Here is a 16,550-nt window from a genome sequence, read left to right on the forward strand (position 1 = left end):
TGGGTATACGATTTCCAAATAAGACGTATAGAATCCGCAATCCCGGAGCAATCCGGATTAAATGACCAACACGCGAGAGACCAAAACACCTATGCGGATCGACAAACCGCTCTGGCACGAGGGCCTCATCCTCACGCAGCAGCACTTCCAGCAGCAGGAACGCTGGGCCGGTTTCGCGCTACAGCAGTTCGCTACCTGCGCGCTCGCCGAGCCGTGGGGCATACTCGGCGTCGAGGTCGACGAAGAAGCATTGGCGACGGGCCGTCTGAAGATCACGAGGCTCAAGTTGCGCTTCGCGGACGGCACGCCGATCGACACCACGCTTAGCGACGCTCTGCCCGCCGCGCGCGATCTGACAAAGGGCATGGCCGCCGACCTGCAAAGTGTCGTCGTGCTCGCGGCGCTCGCGTTGCTGGATGCGAACGGCAATAACTGCCGGTTTGACGAAACGTCGCTGGCGCGTCCACGCCGCGCGTATCGCGAGTTCGTCAAGGTCGTCGATCTGAACGGCGGCAGCGAAACCGAGATCGCGTCCGAGCGCCACGCAGTGCGCTTGCTGTTCGAATTCGAATCGCATGCCGACGACACGGTCTGCGCGATCGCACGGCTCACGCGCACCACCAGCGGCCAGTTCCAGGTCGATCATCGCTTCGTGCCGCCGTGCCTGACGCTCGGTAGTCACCCTCTGCACCTCGAGCGCATTAATCGTCTGGCCGATATCCTGCAGGCGAAGAGCGTCGTGCTCGGCGCGCGTCGCAACGAACGGCTCGAGCAGGTCGCCGAATATGGTGTCGCCGACGTGCAACTGTTCTGGCTCTTGCACTGCATTCACGCGGCGTGGCCGCAGTTGCGGCTCTATGCGACGCATCCGCGCCGCTCGCCCGAGCAGCTGTACATGACGCTCGCGCAACTCGTGGGCACTTTGATCACGTTCTCGACGCGCGCCCAGCTCGCCGACATTCCCGCCTACGACCACGCGCGCGCCGACGAGGTGTTCACGAAACTCGAGGCCACGATCCGCGAATTGCTCGATGCGATCATTCCGTCGCGTGTCGTGTCGATCGGCCTCACGCGCAAGAGCGCGACCACGTGGGCGGGTCAGTTCCTCGAAGAGCGTATCGTCGAAGGCGCGGCCGACTGGTATCTGTCGGTCAGCGCGCCGATGCCGGCGTTCGAGCTCGCCGAGCAGTTCCCGCGTCTGTGCAAGATCGGCGCGCCCGACGACGTCGAGCACATCGTCAACTCGGCGCTGCTCGGCATTCCGCTCAAGGCGGTAGCGCGCGTGCCGGCCGCGATTCCGGTGCGCCTCGATAACCAATACTTCGCGCTCGATGCGGCGAATGCCGCGCACGCGAAGATGCTCGCCGCGCGCGCTTGCCAGATCTATCTGCCGGCGTCGGTGCCCGACGCATCGCTCGAACTTTACGCGGTACTGCGCTGATGAACGCCCTGCCCCGAAACGCCACCAAAGTGGCGTTGCCCGATAGCATGGCCGGCGCGGCCCGGGTCACGCGTGAAGGCATTCGCGATCTGCTGCGAGACACCGCGCTGCTCGTTACGACCCTCACGCCCGGGGGCCACGTGGAACACGCAACCGACTTCCGCAATCGTTGCGGATTGCTGATCGCGAACTTCTCGACGGAACTCGAGCGGCGCGGCTATGCGGACGAAGTCCGCCGCGAAGCGTTGCTCGCGCAATGCGGGCTGCTCGATGAAGTCGCGCTGCGCTATCTGCCGGCAGAGAGCCGAGCGGCGTGGGAACTCAAACCGCTGCAAGTCGAGCTGTTCAACCTGCACGACGCGGGCGAGCGCGTGTTCGAACGGCTCGAGGCTCGCATGCGTGAAGCGTCGCCGCACGTCGACCTGCTCGAATGCTATGCGGCGATTCTGAGCCTCGGCTTCATCGGCCGGTTTGCGCGCGACGGCGAAGCGGAACGTGCGGCGTTGATGACCTCGCTGCATGCGCAGCTGGAAGACCTTCGCCCGGCGCCCGCATGTACCTTCATTGCCGATCGCCCTGATCGCCGTTTGTCCGACTGGTTTTACCGGCTCTCGCCATGGACAACCGCGGGGCTCGCATCCGTAGTCGCCGCCATCGTCTGGGTGGTGTGGTCGACCGCGCTCGACGCACAGCTAGCGCAACTCGTGGAAACGAAGGTCACCCGGCCGTGAAGTCCGATCTGCGCATCCTGCCTGAGACGCCGGCGCGCACGCCCAAGCGTGCGTATGAGGGGCTTGGTTATCCGTTGCGCGCGATGCTCGTGTTCGCGGCCGCGCTGGCACTCGCGGTGATCTGGTTCGTGCTGCCGGGAGGACGTGGCGTCGCTCCGGTGCTGACGACGGCCGTCGCCTTGCTCGTGTGCGCACTCGTCGGATGGCGCACGCTGTGGCTGTCCAGCGCGCGCGAACGCAGCGCGCAAGTGTTGGCCGCGCTCGGCGCCGCGACCGCCGAGATTCCGCCGAAGCTGCGCACCTGTATGCCGCTTGTGCTCGTCACCGGCGACGGTCTGCCGGCTCTGTTCGATCGCAACGACGAGGAGCGCTTCGCACATGTGGGCGACGGCGCTATCTGGTTGCGAGTCGATGATCCGCAGCAGTTGCCGCGTCTCGCGGTGGCGCTCAGGCAGTGGCGCGACGGACGTGCGCCCGATGGCGTCGTGCTGTCGGTGGCGCCCGCGCTGCATGTCGGGCCCGACATGCTCACCCAGAAGCTGCGCGTCGTGCGCCATTGCGTCGCCGATGCCGCCCGCACGCTAGGCACGAGCCTGCCCGGCTATCTCGCGGTCTATCAGCGGCTGACCACACGCCCGCCCGGTTTGTCGATGCCTGCGTGGTACGGGGTGTCGTCGGCGAAGCGAATCGTCGATGCCGAGCGTTTCGAACTCATCGTCCGCGCGGCCGAAGCCGAGACTCAGCGCCTGCCTCGCGACGCGGGCACTGGCACGGCTGCCACCACTGCTACAGGTGCCGCGCGCGCGGCGGCGCTCGCGTCGCTCGTCGGCTGGACGCAGCGCGTCGTTATCGGCACGTTGACCGACCGGATGCATCCCGCCACGCCGTGGGAATTGTTCGGAGCCGGTTGGATCGATTGCGGTCCGGCAAGCGGTTCGGCCGATCCGTGGGAACGCGACGTGCAGAGGCAAACCTGTGTGACACGCGCCATCGTCGGCGCATCGCCGCTGCCGTGGCCGCTGCCGCAACCGCTGATCGAAGCAACCCCGCGGCGCTACTGGAGGTCGCCGCGCCGCATCGCCGGCGCGCATGCGCTGACCCTGCTCGCCTGCGCGGCGGCCGTCGCATCGTGGTCCGCCGCGGAAAACAACGAAGCGCTGCTCGACCGCATCGGCGCCGATCTCGGCCGTTATTCAATGATTTCGGCCGCGCACGACAACGCGAAACGCGACGCACTGCACGCGCTCGTCGTCGATCGCGATCAGCTCGACCGTTACGCGCGCATCGGCGTGCCGTTGCGACTGGCGTTCGGCATGTATCGCGGTGCACAGGTGCTGCCAGCGCTCGACACCGCGATCGCATCGTACGTGCCCCCGCCTGCGCCGCCGGCGGTCGTCATGCTCGACAGCATGTCGCTATTCGACAGCGGCCGCGCTCAGCTGAAGCCTGGCTCGACTCGCGCGATGGTCGGTGCGCTCGAAATGATCAAGGCGTATCCGGACAAGCGGATTCTGGTCGCCGGGCACACCGACAACGTCGGCAATCCGCAGAGCAATCTGAAGTTGTCCACCGCACGCGCGCAAGCCGTGCGCGACTGGCTGATCGACGTGTCGGGAATCGCGCCGACGCAGTTTGCGATTCAGGGCTATGGGGATACGCGGCCGATCGCAAGCAACGCGTCGGACGACGGACGCGCGAAGAACCGGCGTGTCGAAATCACGCTCGTGCCGGACGCTCGCATCACCCAATAACACTACAGTCTTTCGCCCCCGAAGCATCGCGCTTCGGGATTCAGAAGCTCGGGGGCTGCTCCGGGCGGTTTTCGCAGTAGAAAAATCAAGGAGTGGAAGGTATGGCAATTCCGGCCTACATGTGGCTCAAGGACGACGGCGGCGCTGATATCAAGGGGTCGGTGACGGTGCAAGGCCGCGAAGGCAGCGTCGAGCTCGTCGCGTTCGATCACGGCGTGCATATCCCGACCGACGGCAACACCGGCAAGCTGACCGGCACCCGCGTGCACAAACCCATCACGCTGACAAAGGAAACCGACTCGTCGACGCCGTACTTGTACAAGGCGGTCACGAGCGGTCAGACGCTGAAGTCGGTCGAGATCAGGTGGTACAAGATCGACGACGCCGGCAAGGAGAAGGAATACTTCAACACGAAGCTCGACAACGTGAAGATCGTCGCGGTCAAGCCCAAGATGTTCGACATCAAGAACCCAGACTACGAGAAGCACAACCACCTGGAAGACGTCGAGCTGCGTTACGAGACGATCACGTGGTCGTACAAGGACGGCAACATCATCCACAAAGATACCTGGAACGAGCGTTCCTGATTTCCGCGTGATATGCGAGACCAGCGCGTCGACGCGCCCTTACCGGTCCGCGGGGCGGGCTGGTCCTTTTTCATCGGCGAGTGCACCGCGTGCTCGCCGCTTCCCTCCGTGACCGGACTGCCGACATGAGCTTGCGCGACGACCGAAGAAGCGCCTTTGGGGACACCACTCAGCTGCTGCGCCGACTGAACCCACACTGCGCGCAGGCGCTCGAAGCGGCCGCCAGTCTTTGCCAGACGCGGCTGGCTGACGAGATCACAGTCGAGCACTGGCTGCTGAAGCTGATCGAAGCCGGCGACGGCGACATCCCCGCTATCGTGCGGCATTACACGATCGACATCGACGCGCTGTGGGATGCGCTCCTCGGTGCAATCGATCGTCTGCCGCGCAATCTGCGCGGCAAGCCCGCGCTGTCGCCGCAGCTAGCGGCACTGCTTGCGGATGCATGGTTTCACGCGTCTTCGGAGAGCGACCGCGCGCGAATCCGCTCCGGGAATCTGTTGCAGGCGATCGTCGATACGCCCCATATACTGCGCGCGCAGCATGCGTGGCCATTGCCTGTCGTCAGCAGCGCGCAAATTGAGCGTTTGCTGCCGCGAATTGCGCATCAGTCGTGTGAAAGTGACTTCGAAATCGAAAGCGGAAGCGAAGATGACGAACGGCAACCCAAGCGGCCGCAACCTTCGGCGACCGCCTCGGTGGCGAACGTCGTCTCTCGCACAACGGAGGCAACACCTGCCAGCGCCGACGCCCTCGCCCGCTTCGCGCTCGATCTGACCGACAAGGCGCGCCGCGGTGACATCGATCCGGTATTCGGGCGCGACCGCGAGATCCAGCAGATGGTCGACGTGCTCGCGCGCCGTCGCAAGAACAATCCGATTCTCGTCGGTGAGCCGGGTGTCGGCAAGACCGCGCTCGTCGAAGGGCTCGCGTTGCGAGTCGTCGAAGGAAGCGTGCCGAACGTGATTCGCGACGTGCGCATCCTCACGCTCGATCTCGGCTTGCTGCAAGCGGGCGCCGGCGTAAAGGGCGAATTCGAGCAACGCCTGAAGAACGTGATCGACGAGGTTCAGGCTTCGGCCGTGCCGATCCTGCTGTTCATCGACGAAGCTCACACGCTGATCGGCGCCGGCAACGCCGCGGGCGGCGCCGACGCCGCGAACCTGCTGAAGCCCGCGCTCGCGCGCGGCGAATTGCGCACGATCGCGGCGACCACTTGGTCCGAATACAAACAATTCTTCGAGCGCGACGCCGCGCTGGAACGCCGCTTCCAGATCATCAAAGTCGACGAACCCGAGGACGACGCGGCCTGCCTGATGCTACGCGGTCTGAAAGCCCGCTACGCCCAGTACCATCACGTGCACATTCGCGACGAAGCACTGATCGCCGCGGTCAAGCTGTCGCGTCGCTACATACCCGCACGGCAGTTGCCGGACAAGGCCGTCGATCTGATCGACACCGCCGCTGCGCGCGTGCGCATGGGGCTCGACGCACCGCCGGCCGAGTTGCAACGCGCGCGTGCCGTTGCCGCCGCGCTGCAGCTCGAACACGCGACGCTCGCAGACGACGAACGCGCCGGCATCGACGACGGCGAAGCACGCCGCGGCGCGCTGGGCGCCGCGCTCGCGAACGCGAAGACCGAACTCGCGGCGCTGCAGGCACGCTACGAACAGGAACTCGAGCTCGTCCAAACGCTGCATCGCCAACGCGATAGCGACGCTGTCACGCGAGATCCCACCGCGTTCGCGCAGGCACGTCGCGCACTCACGACCGCACAAGGCAAGGCCCCGTTGATCTTTGCGGACGTCGACGCCCGGGCGATCGCACGTGTCGTCTCTGAATGGACCGGTGTGCCGGTTGGCAGCCTCGTCGAAGACGAACTGCAAAGCCTGCTGACGCTGGAAACGCAGCTCGCGACACGCGTCGTCGCGCAGCACGACGCACTCGCCGCGCTGTCCGAAAGCCTGCGCACCGCCAAGGCGGGGCTCAAGAATGAACATGCGCCGCTCGGCGTGTTTCTGCTTGTTGGGCCATCGGGCGTCGGCAAGACCGAAACTGCGCTCGCGCTCGCCGATCTGCTGTTCGGCGGTGAAGCCGCGCTGACGACGATCAATATGTCTGAGTATCAGGAGTCGCACACGGTCTCACAACTGAAGGGCTCGCCGCCCGGCTATGTCGGCTATGGACGCGGCGGCATTCTGACGGAGGCGGTGAGGCAGCGTCCGTATAGTGTCGTGCTGCTGGACGAAGTCGAAAAAGCGCACCGCGATGTACTCGACATGTTTTATCAGGTGTTCGATCGCGGCATGATGCGCGACGGGGAGGGGCGCGAGATCGACTTTCGCAACTGCGTGATCCTGATGACGTCCAATCTCGGCAGTGCGCAAATCGATGAGACGACCGCGGAAAACCCCGGCGTCTCGCACAACGAACTGCTCGAAGCGATTCATCCGCAGCTCGTCGGCCACTTTCAACCGGCGCTGCTCGCGCGCTTCCAGACGCTCGTGTATCGCCCTCTCGATGCGAGCGCGCTGGCCTCGATCGTGCGCCTGAAGCTCGCTAAAGTCGCGCAGCGTCTACACCGCCAGCACGGCGTCGAACTGAGCTGCGACGAAGCGCTGATCGATGCGATGGCCGAGCTGTGTCTCGCGCGCGATTCGGGCGCGCGCAATGTCGATGCGTTCCTGAATCAGCGCATTCTGCCGACGGTATCGCGCGAACTGCTCGCGCGCATGGCATGCGGAATCGCGCCCGCCAGGATCTTGCTGACCAGTTCCCCCGAAGGCAATCTGACGATCGATATTGTCGATCGCGAAGAAGCCGTCGCTGAACATTCAGCGCACGGCTGACGGTGCGCCACTCGATGCCGGCGGGGCCGTCCCTCTACGACATGCTGCTCGGCCAGATCGGCGGCGAGCCGCTCGACGCCTACGACGACCGCACGCTCGAATGCCTGAGCGTGCAGCAGAACGTGCAGCGCATTCTGAACACGCGCGCGGGCGCGTTGAAGCACCTGCCCGACTACGGTCTGCCGGACATGACGAACATCTACAAGGCGTTGCCGTCGTCGGCGCACGCGCTGAAGCAGCAGATGGAAGCGACACTGCTTAAATACGAACCCCGTATTCGCGCTATCGACATCCTCGAGAGCGATGATCCGGGCGTGCTGGTCAGTTTCGAAATGACGTGTCATTTGAAGAAGGCCGGGCTCGTGCGCTTCGGCACGTATTTCGAGCCGCCAGGGCGGCTGCATGTACGACGGCGGATGCAGGGGCGCGGGTAATCAATGCTACGCGCATCCGATTGAGACATTTGTTCACAACTACTAGGCGGACAACTCGCTATAGTGGGGAAGGTCGATCACGGGTCCGATCGACCTTCCCCGGACAGGCATTGAGTCTGTCCTTCGGCAGCCTCGATCGCGCTTCGCGTTCGAGGCTTTTTTCTTGTCTTTCCTCATGCCGATGTGCCAGTGCGTCGTCGAGCGCCCGCTATTTAAATTGGGCAAAAAAAATCCCGCACAGGGGGAGCGGGATTAAGACAACAGGACGCTGAGGAGACGGGCACGTCCTGCCTGGGACCCACACGCACCGCAGAGATACGCGCGGTTATTTCTTATTTCTACGCTTGCCACGGCCTCAGGCCGCCTGACGCGCGAGGAGGCTATCACCCATCACGCTCACCACATCGTCAACGACCCGAGTGGCGGCCGCGAATCCAGCCGCCAGTACTTCCCACAAATCGGTCGCCGAACGACCGGGCAGCGGACCGACGCGAAAAGCAGTCGACCACTCGCCGCCGATCAGCCGCGTCTTCAACGTAACGTTCGCCACGTACGCGCGCCGAGCAGTGACACCGCCGACATGTGAACACGTATGCGTCGCGTGCAACGCGTTGACCACGACGTCGAATCCACGATAACGATAGGTTTGCTCCATACTCTTCTCCGTCTTCAGCCATTTCTACACAACAGCAATTCGCCATGTGTCGATGCTGCATCATTCTCGACTCGCAATTGTGAAAAATTGTCAGGTCTTCGGCGGTTTTCGGTTAGGGCTTTCCCTGTTTTCGGCGTGCCAATTCCTGCGTCACACATGCTCAATAGTGATCTCATCGGACGACAAAAGTGGATTACAAGTGGATAACGCTGATTCAGATCCAATTGAATAGACCGTGACGAATCAAGCCATGCGAAAGATCTCGAAATAAAAAAGCTATATCCCAAAATAAAGACCGGAACTCGCACGGCGCTTCAGTGGTCCGAACACTATCATTGCCCATCGTGGGCACCCTTCTGGCGGGCCTAGCCCCAACCGGTTCGCCGTCATCCGCTTGTGGTTCGATAAAGTACTTTGCGTCTGATCTCATCGTCCGTGGAGTTTGAATAAAGCGTCTGTAGCGGCACGTCGCTCTATCGCCAGCGGCAACGTTCGTGTCATTGCAGACCGTAGTTGGTTTATCGGATTGAATGAGCCTGAATAAGGAATTGCTGGTGAAACATCTCGCTGGTTCAATATCGCAATCGTGGCGACTTTCTCTACCTGCCTGTCTTATGCCTCGTCGCGTAAGTTACCTCGCTGCGACGATGATCACGCGTTCGCGCCGCCGCGAAGCGTGGGAGCGTGCACGATGAGCGTCTTCCAGATTGCCGGCGCGCTGTTCGCCATCGTCGCGCTGTTCGGCGTGCTCAACTATCGGTTCATCAGGTTGCCCGACACGCTCGGCATCACCGCAGTCGGTCTCGTCGTCTGCGTCGGCATCTCGGCGCTCGGCTTCTACTATCCGGCGATGGCGATCGCCGCGCGCAAGATCGTCGTACAGATCGATTTCGCCGACATCGTGTTTCACGGCCTGCTAAGCCTGCTGCTGTTCGCCGGCGCACTGCACGTCGATCTGTCGAAGATGCGCACGCAGCGGCGCGCGGTACTGATGCTCGCGACGATCGGCGTATTGATTTCCATCGCGGTGGTCGGCTTCGGCTTTTACTACGCGGCGCAATGGCTCGGCCAACCGGTCAGCCTGCTGTGGTGCCTCGCGTTCGGCGCGCTGATCTCGCCGACCGATCCGATCGCGGTGCTCAGCGTGCTCAAGCGCGCCGCGGCGCCCGAAAGCCTCGAAACCAAGATCACCGGCGAATCGCTGTTCAACGACGGCACGGCCGTCGTCGCGTTCCTCACGCTGGTCGGACTCGCGACCGGTGCGAACGAGTTTTCCGCGGGCGCGATCGCATTCGATCTACTGCGCGAAGTCGCCGGCGCGCTCGTGCTCGGCGCGGCGCTCGGCTTCGGCGCGTCGCTGCTGCTGCGAGGCATCGACAGCTATCCAGTCGAGATCCTGATCACGCTCGCGCTCGCGACCGGCGGCTATAGTCTCGCCGAAGCGTTGCACGTGTCGGCGCCTCTGGCGGTCGTGATCATGGGGCTCGTGATCGGCAATCACGGCGCGTCGACATCGATGTCGGAGAAGACGCGCGAGCATCTGTTCAATTTCTGGGACCTGCTCGACGAGTTGCTCAATCTCGTGCTGTTCGGGCTGATCGGGCTCGAAATCATTGCGCTGTCGCTGCGCTTCGAGATCGTTTGGCTCGGGCTCGCGGCGATCCCGGTCGTGCTGTTCGCGCGCGGCGTCAGCGTCGCGATTCCGCTGCTCGCGCTGCAGAAGTTCCGGCGGCTCAGTCCGCATTCGGCTGTGGTACTGACGTGGGGCGGTTTGCGCGGCGGCATCTCGATTGCACTCGCGCTGTCGCTGCCCGAGTTTCACGGACGCGAAATGTTCATCGGCGTCACGTATCTGGTCGTCGTGTTCAGCCTGCTGATTCAAGCAACGACCTTGGGTCCGCTGATCCGCCGGCTCAATTTCTCGGGCGCAAACGTAACCCAGCCAGCCGCGCCGAATTCATCGCCTGCACAAAACGCGCGCTAATCGTAAAGTGGATACCTGCGCGGATCTACACCGCGAGGTTGGTGGGAAAATCCCAAAGACAGTCCGAGACCGGCGCGAGCAGTTCGCGCGCCGATTTCAACGTTAGATTGGAGCCCCCGATTTAAGCGTCTTCTGAGCAATGCCCGCCGTGGTTCCGATCCGCGGCGGTCCACCACGAGGCAGGACCGATGGCGAGGCGAATCGCCGCAGTCTTCCTCCGGCCACGGTTCACGCCGCGGCCCTGGCTCGGGCTTGAACGAGTCCGCCGCCAGTTTCTGGCTTACTTTCCGCCAGTTTCCGGACCGTCGCGCCTGCCGCGGCGCCGGGCATTTGGCCGTCAATGCCGGTTCTCCCACATACCTGGCAGGCGCGGTTTGTCATCCTGTCGATTCAGGCGTTGGAAGGAGTTCGCCATGTCGGTCTATGTCGATGAGGGGTTTCGGCCCTGTGTGACGGAATGCGCGACGGTCGCGTTCCGGGTGTGCTGCGACGAGCGCGCACAGGTTTTTGAAGTCAGCGCCGACGCGCTGGTCGAGTTCTGCGGCGCTGAGAGCCGTCGCAAGGAGGACCTGCTGGTCGCGTTCGAGGATGCGCAGGACGAGATTCTCTCGGTCGCCGCGCAGCGCTGGCAGTACACGCCGAGCGAGCCGGTGCGGCTCGGTCTGGACGATTTCAAATTGGTCAGACATTAGGCGTGCGAGAAACGCCTTCATGAGCTGGATCGCCGCCCTGCCGATGTACAACGTGACGCCCGCGCTCGACCTCGAATGGCGCGGTTGGCTCGACGACGTGCTGCGCCGGGTCAAGCCCGGGTGCCGCATCGTCGAACCGGACGAGGAATTGCACGGCTTCTGGCGGCGCCCGAACCTGCTGATCTCGCAGACCTGCGGTTATCCGCTGATGCACGGGCTGCACGCACAGGTCCAATTGGTCGCGACACCCTGCTTCGATGCGCCCGGCTGCGACGGCGCGCATTACTCGAGCGTACTGGTCACGCGCGCCGACGCGCGCTTCGACTCACTCGCCTCGTGCCGCGGCGCGCGCGCCGCCTACAACCAGGACGACTCGAACAGCGGCATGAACGCGTTTCGCCACGCGGTCGCGCCGCTCGCTCGCGCCGGCATGTTCTTCGGCTCCGTACTGCGCACGGGCTCGCATCTCGGCTCGCTGCGCGCGGTCGCTGACAATCGCGCGGACGTCGCCGCGATCGACTGCGTGACTTTCGCCTTCGTGGGCGATGTGCTGCCCGAGCTGGCGCGGCGCGTGCGCGCGATCGGCATGACCGCTGCCTCCCCGGGCTTGCCGCTGATCGCCGCGGCCAATGTGCCGCCGGCCACGATCGCCGCGCTGCGCGATGCATTGAACGAGACGCTGAGCATCCGCCCCGAGCGAGCGAAACGCCTGCGTTTGAGTGGTTTTTCGGCGCTGCCGCTGACCGACTACGCGCGCATCGGCGAACTCGAAAGCGAGGCGCGCGCGGCGGGCTACGCGCGGCTCGCCTGATTCACGCCGTCGCTCATCTTCCACTCGGCGCGCTCATTCAGCCGCCGGCTGCACGTCCAGCACCAGCAGCTGTGCGCCGTCGGCGACCTGATCACCGACCGAATACAGCACCTCGGCGACGGTGCCGGCAGCCGGCGCGCCGATCGTATGCTCCATCTTCATCGCTTCCATCACGATCAGCGGCGCGCCCTTTTCGACCACCGCGCCCGGTTCGACCAGCACCGCGATCACCTTGCCCGGCATCGGCGCGGTCAGACGGCCTTCGCCGTGCTCGGCATCCGCGGCATGCGCGAGCAGGTTCTGCCATTCGAATGCGAGCGTCTCGCCGTGGCAGAACACGTGGAACCTGTCGCCGTCGACGAATACGCGCCCCGTCACGCGCGCATCGCCGATCGTCGCGCGGAATTCGTGGGCGCCCGTGCCGACCGACCAGCTGAAGTCCTCGCGCACGCCGTCGTGTTCGAGGGTTTGCACGAGCGCTTGCGTGTCCCCGTTGCGCGCGAAAGCGACTGTGAACGACTCGGGGCTGTCGTCGTTGGCGCGGTCGTCGATCACGCGCCAGCCGAGCGTTTGCGTGTAACCGCTATTGAGCCGCCAGTGCGACAGCGCGTCCCACGGTGACGCGCCGTGCGCGGTGCCGCCCTCGCGCGTCAGCAACGCGGCGCACGCGAGCGCGAGCGCTTCCTTGAACGGCTTCTGTGCCGGCGCGAACAGCGCGTCGTGATGACGCTCGATCAAACCGGTGTCGAGATCGCCGCTCGCGAACGGTTCGCTCGCGACGATGCGCCGCAGAAACTCGACATTCGTATGCGGCCCGACCACCTCGCACGCATGCAACGCGCGGGAGAGGCGCGCCAACGCCTCCTCGCGCGTCGCGCCGTGCACGATCAGCTTCGCGATCATCGGATCGTAGAACGGCGTGATCGTGTCGCCCTCGCGCACGCCGCTGTCGATGCGCACCGGCGCCTTGCGTCCCGGCTCCCCGAGTCCGGCCGCGTCGATCGCGAACTCGACGCCTTCGGGCATGCGCAGATGCTTGAGCATGCCGGTGGACGGCAGGAAACCGCGCGCCGGATGCTCGGCGTAGATGCGCGCCTCGATCGCGTGGCCGTCGAGCTTCAACTGCTGCTGCGTGAGCGGCAGCGCCTCGCCCGCGGCAACGCGCAGCTGCCATTCGACGAGGTCCTGCCCAGTCACCATCTCGGTGACCGGATGCTCGACCTGCAGCCGCGTGTTCATCTCCATGAAATAGAACTCGCCGGTCGGCGTCATGATGAACTCGACCGTACCCGCGCCGACGTAATTGACCGCGCGCGCGGCAGCCACGGCCGCTTCGCCCATCGCACGTTTGACCTCGGCCGACAGCCCCGGCGCGGGCGCTTCCTCGAGCACTTTCTGATGCCGCCGCTGGACCGAGCAATCGCGGTCGAACAGATAGACGGCGCCACCGTGCCGATCGGCGAATACCTGGACTTCGACGTGCCGCGGCCGCGTCAGATACTTCTCGATCAGCACGCGATCGTTGCCGAAGCTGCTCGCCGCCTCGCGCTTGCACGACAGCAGCGCGGCCGCGAAGTCCGCGCTGCGCTCGACCACCCGCATGCCCTTGCCGCCGCCGCCCGCGCTCGCTTTCAGCAGCACCGGATAGCCGATCGCGTCGGCCTCGCCCTGCAATAACTGCGGCTCCTGGTCATCGCCGTGATAGCCGGGCACGAGCGGCACCGCGGCAGCGTGCATCAGCGCCTTCGCGGCGGCCTTCGAGCCCATCGCGGCAATCGCTTCGACCGGCGGTCCGATAAAGACGATGCCGGCTGCCTCGCACGCATGCGCGAAGTCTTCGTTTTCAGAAAGAAAGCCGTAGCCCGGATGCACGGCCTGCGCGCCGGTCGCGCGCGCGGCTTCGATGATGCGTTCGATGCGCAGATAGCTTTGCGCCGCCGTCGAGCCGCCGATATGCACTGCTTCGTCGCAGGCGGCGACGTGTTTCGCGTTGGCGTCGGCGTCCGAATAGACGGCCACGCTCGCGATGCCGAGCCGCTTGCAGGTCGCCGCGACGCGGCACGCAATCTCACCCCGGTTGGCGATCAGGATCTTGTTGAACATGAGTGTCTCGATGAAATAGGCGGTACGGGGCGGTTGTTGTCAGCGGGGCATGTCAGTGGCGCCAGCCCGGCGTGCGCTTTTCGAGGAACGACGCAACGCCTTCGCGGCCTTCGGCGCCGGCTCGCGTCTTCGCAATCCGCACTGCCGTGTCCTCGATCAGCGCGTCGCTCAATTCGCGGCCCGCGATGTCCTGCACGAGCCGCTTGCACGCGCGCACCGCTTGCGGGCCGTTCGCGCAAAGCGTCTGCGCGAGCTGCGCGACCGTTGCGTCGAGCTGCTCGGCACTGGAGACCACTTCGCTGACCAGACCCAGCCGCAAAGCGGTCGCGCAGTCGAACGCCTCGGCGGTGACGAAGTAGCGCCGCGACGCCTGCTCGCCGAGCGCGCGAATCACGTACGGCGCGATCGTCGCGGGAATCAGCCCGAGCCGCGCTTCGGACAGGCAGAAGTGCGCGCTGTCGAGCGCGACGACGATGTCGCACGCGGCTATCAGGCCCATCCCGCCCGCGTACGCGTCGCCATTCACGCGCGCGATCACCGGCTTGTTGCAGCGATATACCGCCGACAGCATGCCCGCGAGACGCATCGCATCGGCGCGGTTCTCGTCGTCCGAGTAGCCGGACATTTTCTTCATCCAGTTCAGGTCGGCGCCCGCACAGAACGCCTTGCCGTTCGCGGCTAGCACGACCGCGCGCACGTCGTCGCGCGTGTCGAGCGCGGTGAATGCGGCAGTCAGCTCGGCGATCATCGTCTCGTTGAACGCGTTGCGCACGTCCGGACGATTGAGCGTGACGGTCGCGATCTGACCGGCAACCTCGACTTTCAGCGTTTCGTATTGCATGCGTAGCACTCCTTTGGCTGGCTCTCTCGCCGCGCGGCGCCGCGCGCCGTCACATTCTGAATACGCCGAAGCGCGTGTCTTCGATCGGCGCATTCATCGCCGCCGACAGGCCAAGGCCGAGCACGTCGCGGGTCTGCGCCGGGTCGATCACGCCGTCGTCCCACAACCGCGCGCTCGCGTAGTACGGATGCCCCTGATGCTCGTATTGCTCGCGAATCGGCTGCTTGAACGCCTCTTCTTCCTCCGCGCTCCAGGTGCCGCCCTTCGCTTCGATGCCGTCGCGCTTGACCGTGGCGAGCACCGACGCCGCCTGCTCGCCACCCATCACCGAGATGCGCGCGTTCGGCCACATCCACAGAAAGCGGGGGGAATACGCGCGGCCGCACATCCCATAGTTGCCCGCGCCGAACGAGCCGCCGATGATCACCGTGAACTTCGGCACCTTCGCGGTCGCAACGGCCGTCACCATCTTCGCGCCGTTCCGCGCGATGCCTTCGTTTTCGTACTTGCGGCCGACCATGAAGCCGGTGATGTTCTGCAGGAACACGAGCGGAATCTTGCGCTGGCAGCACAGCTCGATGAAGTGCGTGCCCTTTAACGCCGACTCCGAAAACAGAATGCCGTTGTTCGCGACGATGCCGACCGGATGCCCCCAGATATGCGCGAAGCCCGTCACGAGCGTCGTGCCGTAGCGCGCCTTGAATTCGTCGAACGCCGAATCGTCGACGATGCGCGCGATCACCTCGCGGATATCGAACGGCTTGCGCGTATCGACCGGAATCACGCCGTAGATGCTGTGCGTGTCGTAGCGCGGCGGCTTCGGCTCCTGCAACGCGAGCGGCGCCGGCTTCACGCGATTCAGATTGCCGACGATGCTGCGCGCGATCCCGAGCGCATGCGCATCGTTCTGCGCGAGATGATCGACAACGCCCGACAGACGCGTATGCACGTCACCGCCGCCGAGATCTTCGGCGCTGACCACTTCACCAGTCGCGGCTTTGACGAGCGGCGGGCCGCCGAGAAAAATCGTCCCCTGGTTCTTCACGATGATCGACTCGTCGCTCATCGCCGGCACATACGCGCCGCCCGCGGTGCACGAGCCCATCACGACCGCGATCTGCGGAATGCCCGCCGCCGACAGATTCGCCTGGTTGTAGAAGATCCGGCCGAAGTGATCGCGGTCGGGAAACACGTCGTCCTGATTCGGCAGATTCGCGCCGCCCGAGTCGACGAGGTACACGCACGGCAAGCGGTTCTCACTGGCGATTTCCTGCGCGCGCACATGCTTCTTCACGGTGACCGGGTAGTAGGTGCCGCCCTTCACGGTCGCGTCGTTGCAGACGATCACGCACTCCTGCCCCGCGATGCGGCCGATGCCGGTGATCACGCCCGCGCCCGGCGCGTCGTCGTTGTACATGCCGTATGCGGCCAGCTGCGACAGTTCGAGGAAAGGCGTGCCCGGATCGAGCAGGTACGCGATCCGGTCACGCGGCAGCAGCTTGCCGCGGCCCGTGTGCTTGTCGCGCGCGGCCTGGCCACCGCCCTGCGCGAGCTGCTCGATCTTCGCGCGCAGATCGGCGACCAGCGCTTCGAGCGCCGCCGCGTTCGCGCGGAAGTCGTCCGAGCGCGGGTTCAGTTTTGATTCGATGATCGGCATGACGTGGCTTCTCC

13 protein-coding genes are annotated in these 16,550 nt (G+C 64.8%); 9 read left to right on the plus strand and 4 right to left on the minus strand.

The features are described from left to right. Positions 1–91: 91 nt before the first annotated feature. From tssK to tssE, 6 genes are all read left to right on the plus strand, one after another. Positions 92–1,441 (plus strand): type VI secretion system baseplate subunit TssK, encoded by a 1,350-nt coding sequence (gene tssK, locus ACLFKU_RS13360; RefSeq protein WP_410849497.1) that lies wholly within the window; start codon positions 92–94, stop codon positions 1,439–1,441. Further along, the gene (locus tag ACLFKU_RS13365) at positions 1,441–2,172 is read left to right on the plus strand and encodes a DotU family type IV/VI secretion system protein (protein ID WP_368587152.1); all 732 of its coding nucleotides are present in this window, start codon (positions 1,441–1,443) and stop codon (positions 2,170–2,172) included. The genes tssK and ACLFKU_RS13365 overlap by 1 nt, the downstream gene beginning before the upstream one ends. Further along, positions 2,169–3,923, plus strand: a complete 1,755-nt coding sequence (locus ACLFKU_RS13370) for an OmpA family protein (protein WP_368587153.1) — start codon at positions 2,169–2,171, stop codon at positions 3,921–3,923. Before ACLFKU_RS13365 ends, ACLFKU_RS13370 begins: the two co-directional genes overlap by 4 nt. Positions 3,924–4,024: 101 nt before the next feature. Further along, positions 4,025–4,510, plus strand: coding sequence for an Hcp family type VI secretion system effector (locus ACLFKU_RS13375; protein ID WP_018434322.1), 486 nt, complete (start codon positions 4,025–4,027; stop codon positions 4,508–4,510). A gap of 125 nt (positions 4,511–4,635) precedes the next feature. Next, positions 4,636–7,359 (plus strand): type VI secretion system ATPase TssH, encoded by a 2,724-nt coding sequence (gene tssH / locus ACLFKU_RS13380; protein WP_410849406.1) that lies wholly within the window; start codon positions 4,636–4,638, stop codon positions 7,357–7,359. Between the two features lie 14 nt (positions 7,360–7,373). Continuing rightward, positions 7,374–7,793, plus strand: coding sequence for a type VI secretion system baseplate subunit TssE (gene tssE / locus ACLFKU_RS13385; protein ID WP_410849498.1), 420 nt, complete (start codon positions 7,374–7,376; stop codon positions 7,791–7,793). Positions 7,794–8,148: 355 nt separating this feature from the next. On the opposite strand, the gene ACLFKU_RS13390 is transcribed toward tssE, so the two are convergent. Next, a complete protein-coding gene (locus ACLFKU_RS13390) occupies positions 8,149–8,448 on the minus strand; it encodes a hypothetical protein (RefSeq protein ID WP_410849407.1) in 300 nt (99 codons plus the stop codon). A gap of 691 nt (positions 8,449–9,139) precedes the next feature. Here ACLFKU_RS13390 and ACLFKU_RS13395 point away from each other — a divergent pair. From ACLFKU_RS13395 to ACLFKU_RS13405, 3 genes are all read left to right on the plus strand, one after another. Continuing rightward, positions 9,140–10,432, plus strand: a complete 1,293-nt coding sequence (locus tag ACLFKU_RS13395) for a cation:proton antiporter (protein ID WP_410849408.1) — start codon at positions 9,140–9,142, stop codon at positions 10,430–10,432. Between the two features lie 413 nt (positions 10,433–10,845). Next, complete coding sequence (locus ACLFKU_RS13400; RefSeq protein WP_368587156.1) at positions 10,846–11,124, plus strand: DUF1488 family protein; 279 nt, start codon at positions 10,846–10,848, stop codon at positions 11,122–11,124. A 19-nt stretch (positions 11,125–11,143) separates the two neighbouring features. Next, a complete protein-coding gene (locus tag ACLFKU_RS13405; RefSeq protein WP_410849409.1) occupies positions 11,144–11,935 on the plus strand; it encodes a phosphate/phosphite/phosphonate ABC transporter substrate-binding protein in 792 nt (263 codons plus the stop codon). A 33-nt stretch (positions 11,936–11,968) separates the two neighbouring features. Here ACLFKU_RS13405 and ACLFKU_RS13410 read toward each other — a convergent pair whose 3' ends face one another. From ACLFKU_RS13410 to ACLFKU_RS13420, 3 genes are read right to left on the minus strand one after another with little or no spacing between them, the layout of a single operon-like run. Beyond that, on the minus strand, positions 11,969–14,038 hold the full coding sequence (locus ACLFKU_RS13410; protein ID WP_410849410.1) for an acetyl/propionyl/methylcrotonyl-CoA carboxylase subunit alpha: 2,070 nt from the start codon (positions 14,036–14,038) through the stop codon (positions 11,969–11,971). 52 nt (positions 14,039–14,090) lie between these two features. After that, entirely contained in the window at positions 14,091–14,879 is a 789-nt protein-coding gene (locus ACLFKU_RS13415) for an enoyl-CoA hydratase/isomerase family protein (RefSeq protein ID WP_410849411.1), read from the minus strand. A gap of 49 nt (positions 14,880–14,928) precedes the next feature. Next, on the minus strand, positions 14,929–16,536 hold the full coding sequence (locus ACLFKU_RS13420) for a carboxyl transferase domain-containing protein (protein WP_410849412.1): 1,608 nt from the start codon (positions 16,534–16,536) through the stop codon (positions 14,929–14,931). Positions 16,537–16,550: the final 14 nt, after the last annotated feature.

The sequence above is a fragment of the Paraburkholderia sp. EG304 genome (assembly GCF_046543485.1).
Classification (GTDB): domain Bacteria; phylum Pseudomonadota; class Gammaproteobacteria; order Burkholderiales; family Burkholderiaceae; genus Paraburkholderia; species Paraburkholderia youngii.

Coding starts and splice junctions, on each gene's coding strand:
- tssK (WP_410849497.1), top strand. CDS start 92: ATGCGGATCGACAAACCGCTCTGGCACGAGGGCCTCATCCTCACGCAG.
- ACLFKU_RS13365 (WP_368587152.1), top strand. CDS start 1,441: ATGAACGCCCTGCCCCGAAACGCCACCAAAGTGGCGTTGCCCGATAGC.
- ACLFKU_RS13375 (WP_018434322.1), top strand. CDS start 4,025: ATGGCAATTCCGGCCTACATGTGGCTCAAGGACGACGGCGGCGCTGAT.
- tssH (WP_410849406.1), top strand. CDS start 4,636: ATGAGCTTGCGCGACGACCGAAGAAGCGCCTTTGGGGACACCACTCAG.
- tssE (WP_410849498.1), top strand. CDS start 7,374: ATGCCGGCGGGGCCGTCCCTCTACGACATGCTGCTCGGCCAGATCGGC.
- ACLFKU_RS13390 (WP_410849407.1), bottom strand. CDS start 8,448: ATGGAGCAAACCTATCGTTATCGTGGATTCGACGTCGTGGTCAACGCG.
- ACLFKU_RS13395 (WP_410849408.1), top strand. CDS start 9,140: ATGAGCGTCTTCCAGATTGCCGGCGCGCTGTTCGCCATCGTCGCGCTG.
- ACLFKU_RS13400 (WP_368587156.1), top strand. CDS start 10,846: ATGTCGGTCTATGTCGATGAGGGGTTTCGGCCCTGTGTGACGGAATGC.
- ACLFKU_RS13405 (WP_410849409.1), top strand. CDS start 11,144: ATGAGCTGGATCGCCGCCCTGCCGATGTACAACGTGACGCCCGCGCTC.
- ACLFKU_RS13410 (WP_410849410.1), bottom strand. CDS start 14,038: ATGTTCAACAAGATCCTGATCGCCAACCGGGGTGAGATTGCGTGCCGC.
- ACLFKU_RS13415 (WP_410849411.1), bottom strand. CDS start 14,879: ATGCAATACGAAACGCTGAAAGTCGAGGTTGCCGGTCAGATCGCGACC.
- ACLFKU_RS13420 (WP_410849412.1), bottom strand. CDS start 16,536: ATGCCGATCATCGAATCAAAACTGAACCCGCGCTCGGACGACTTCCGC.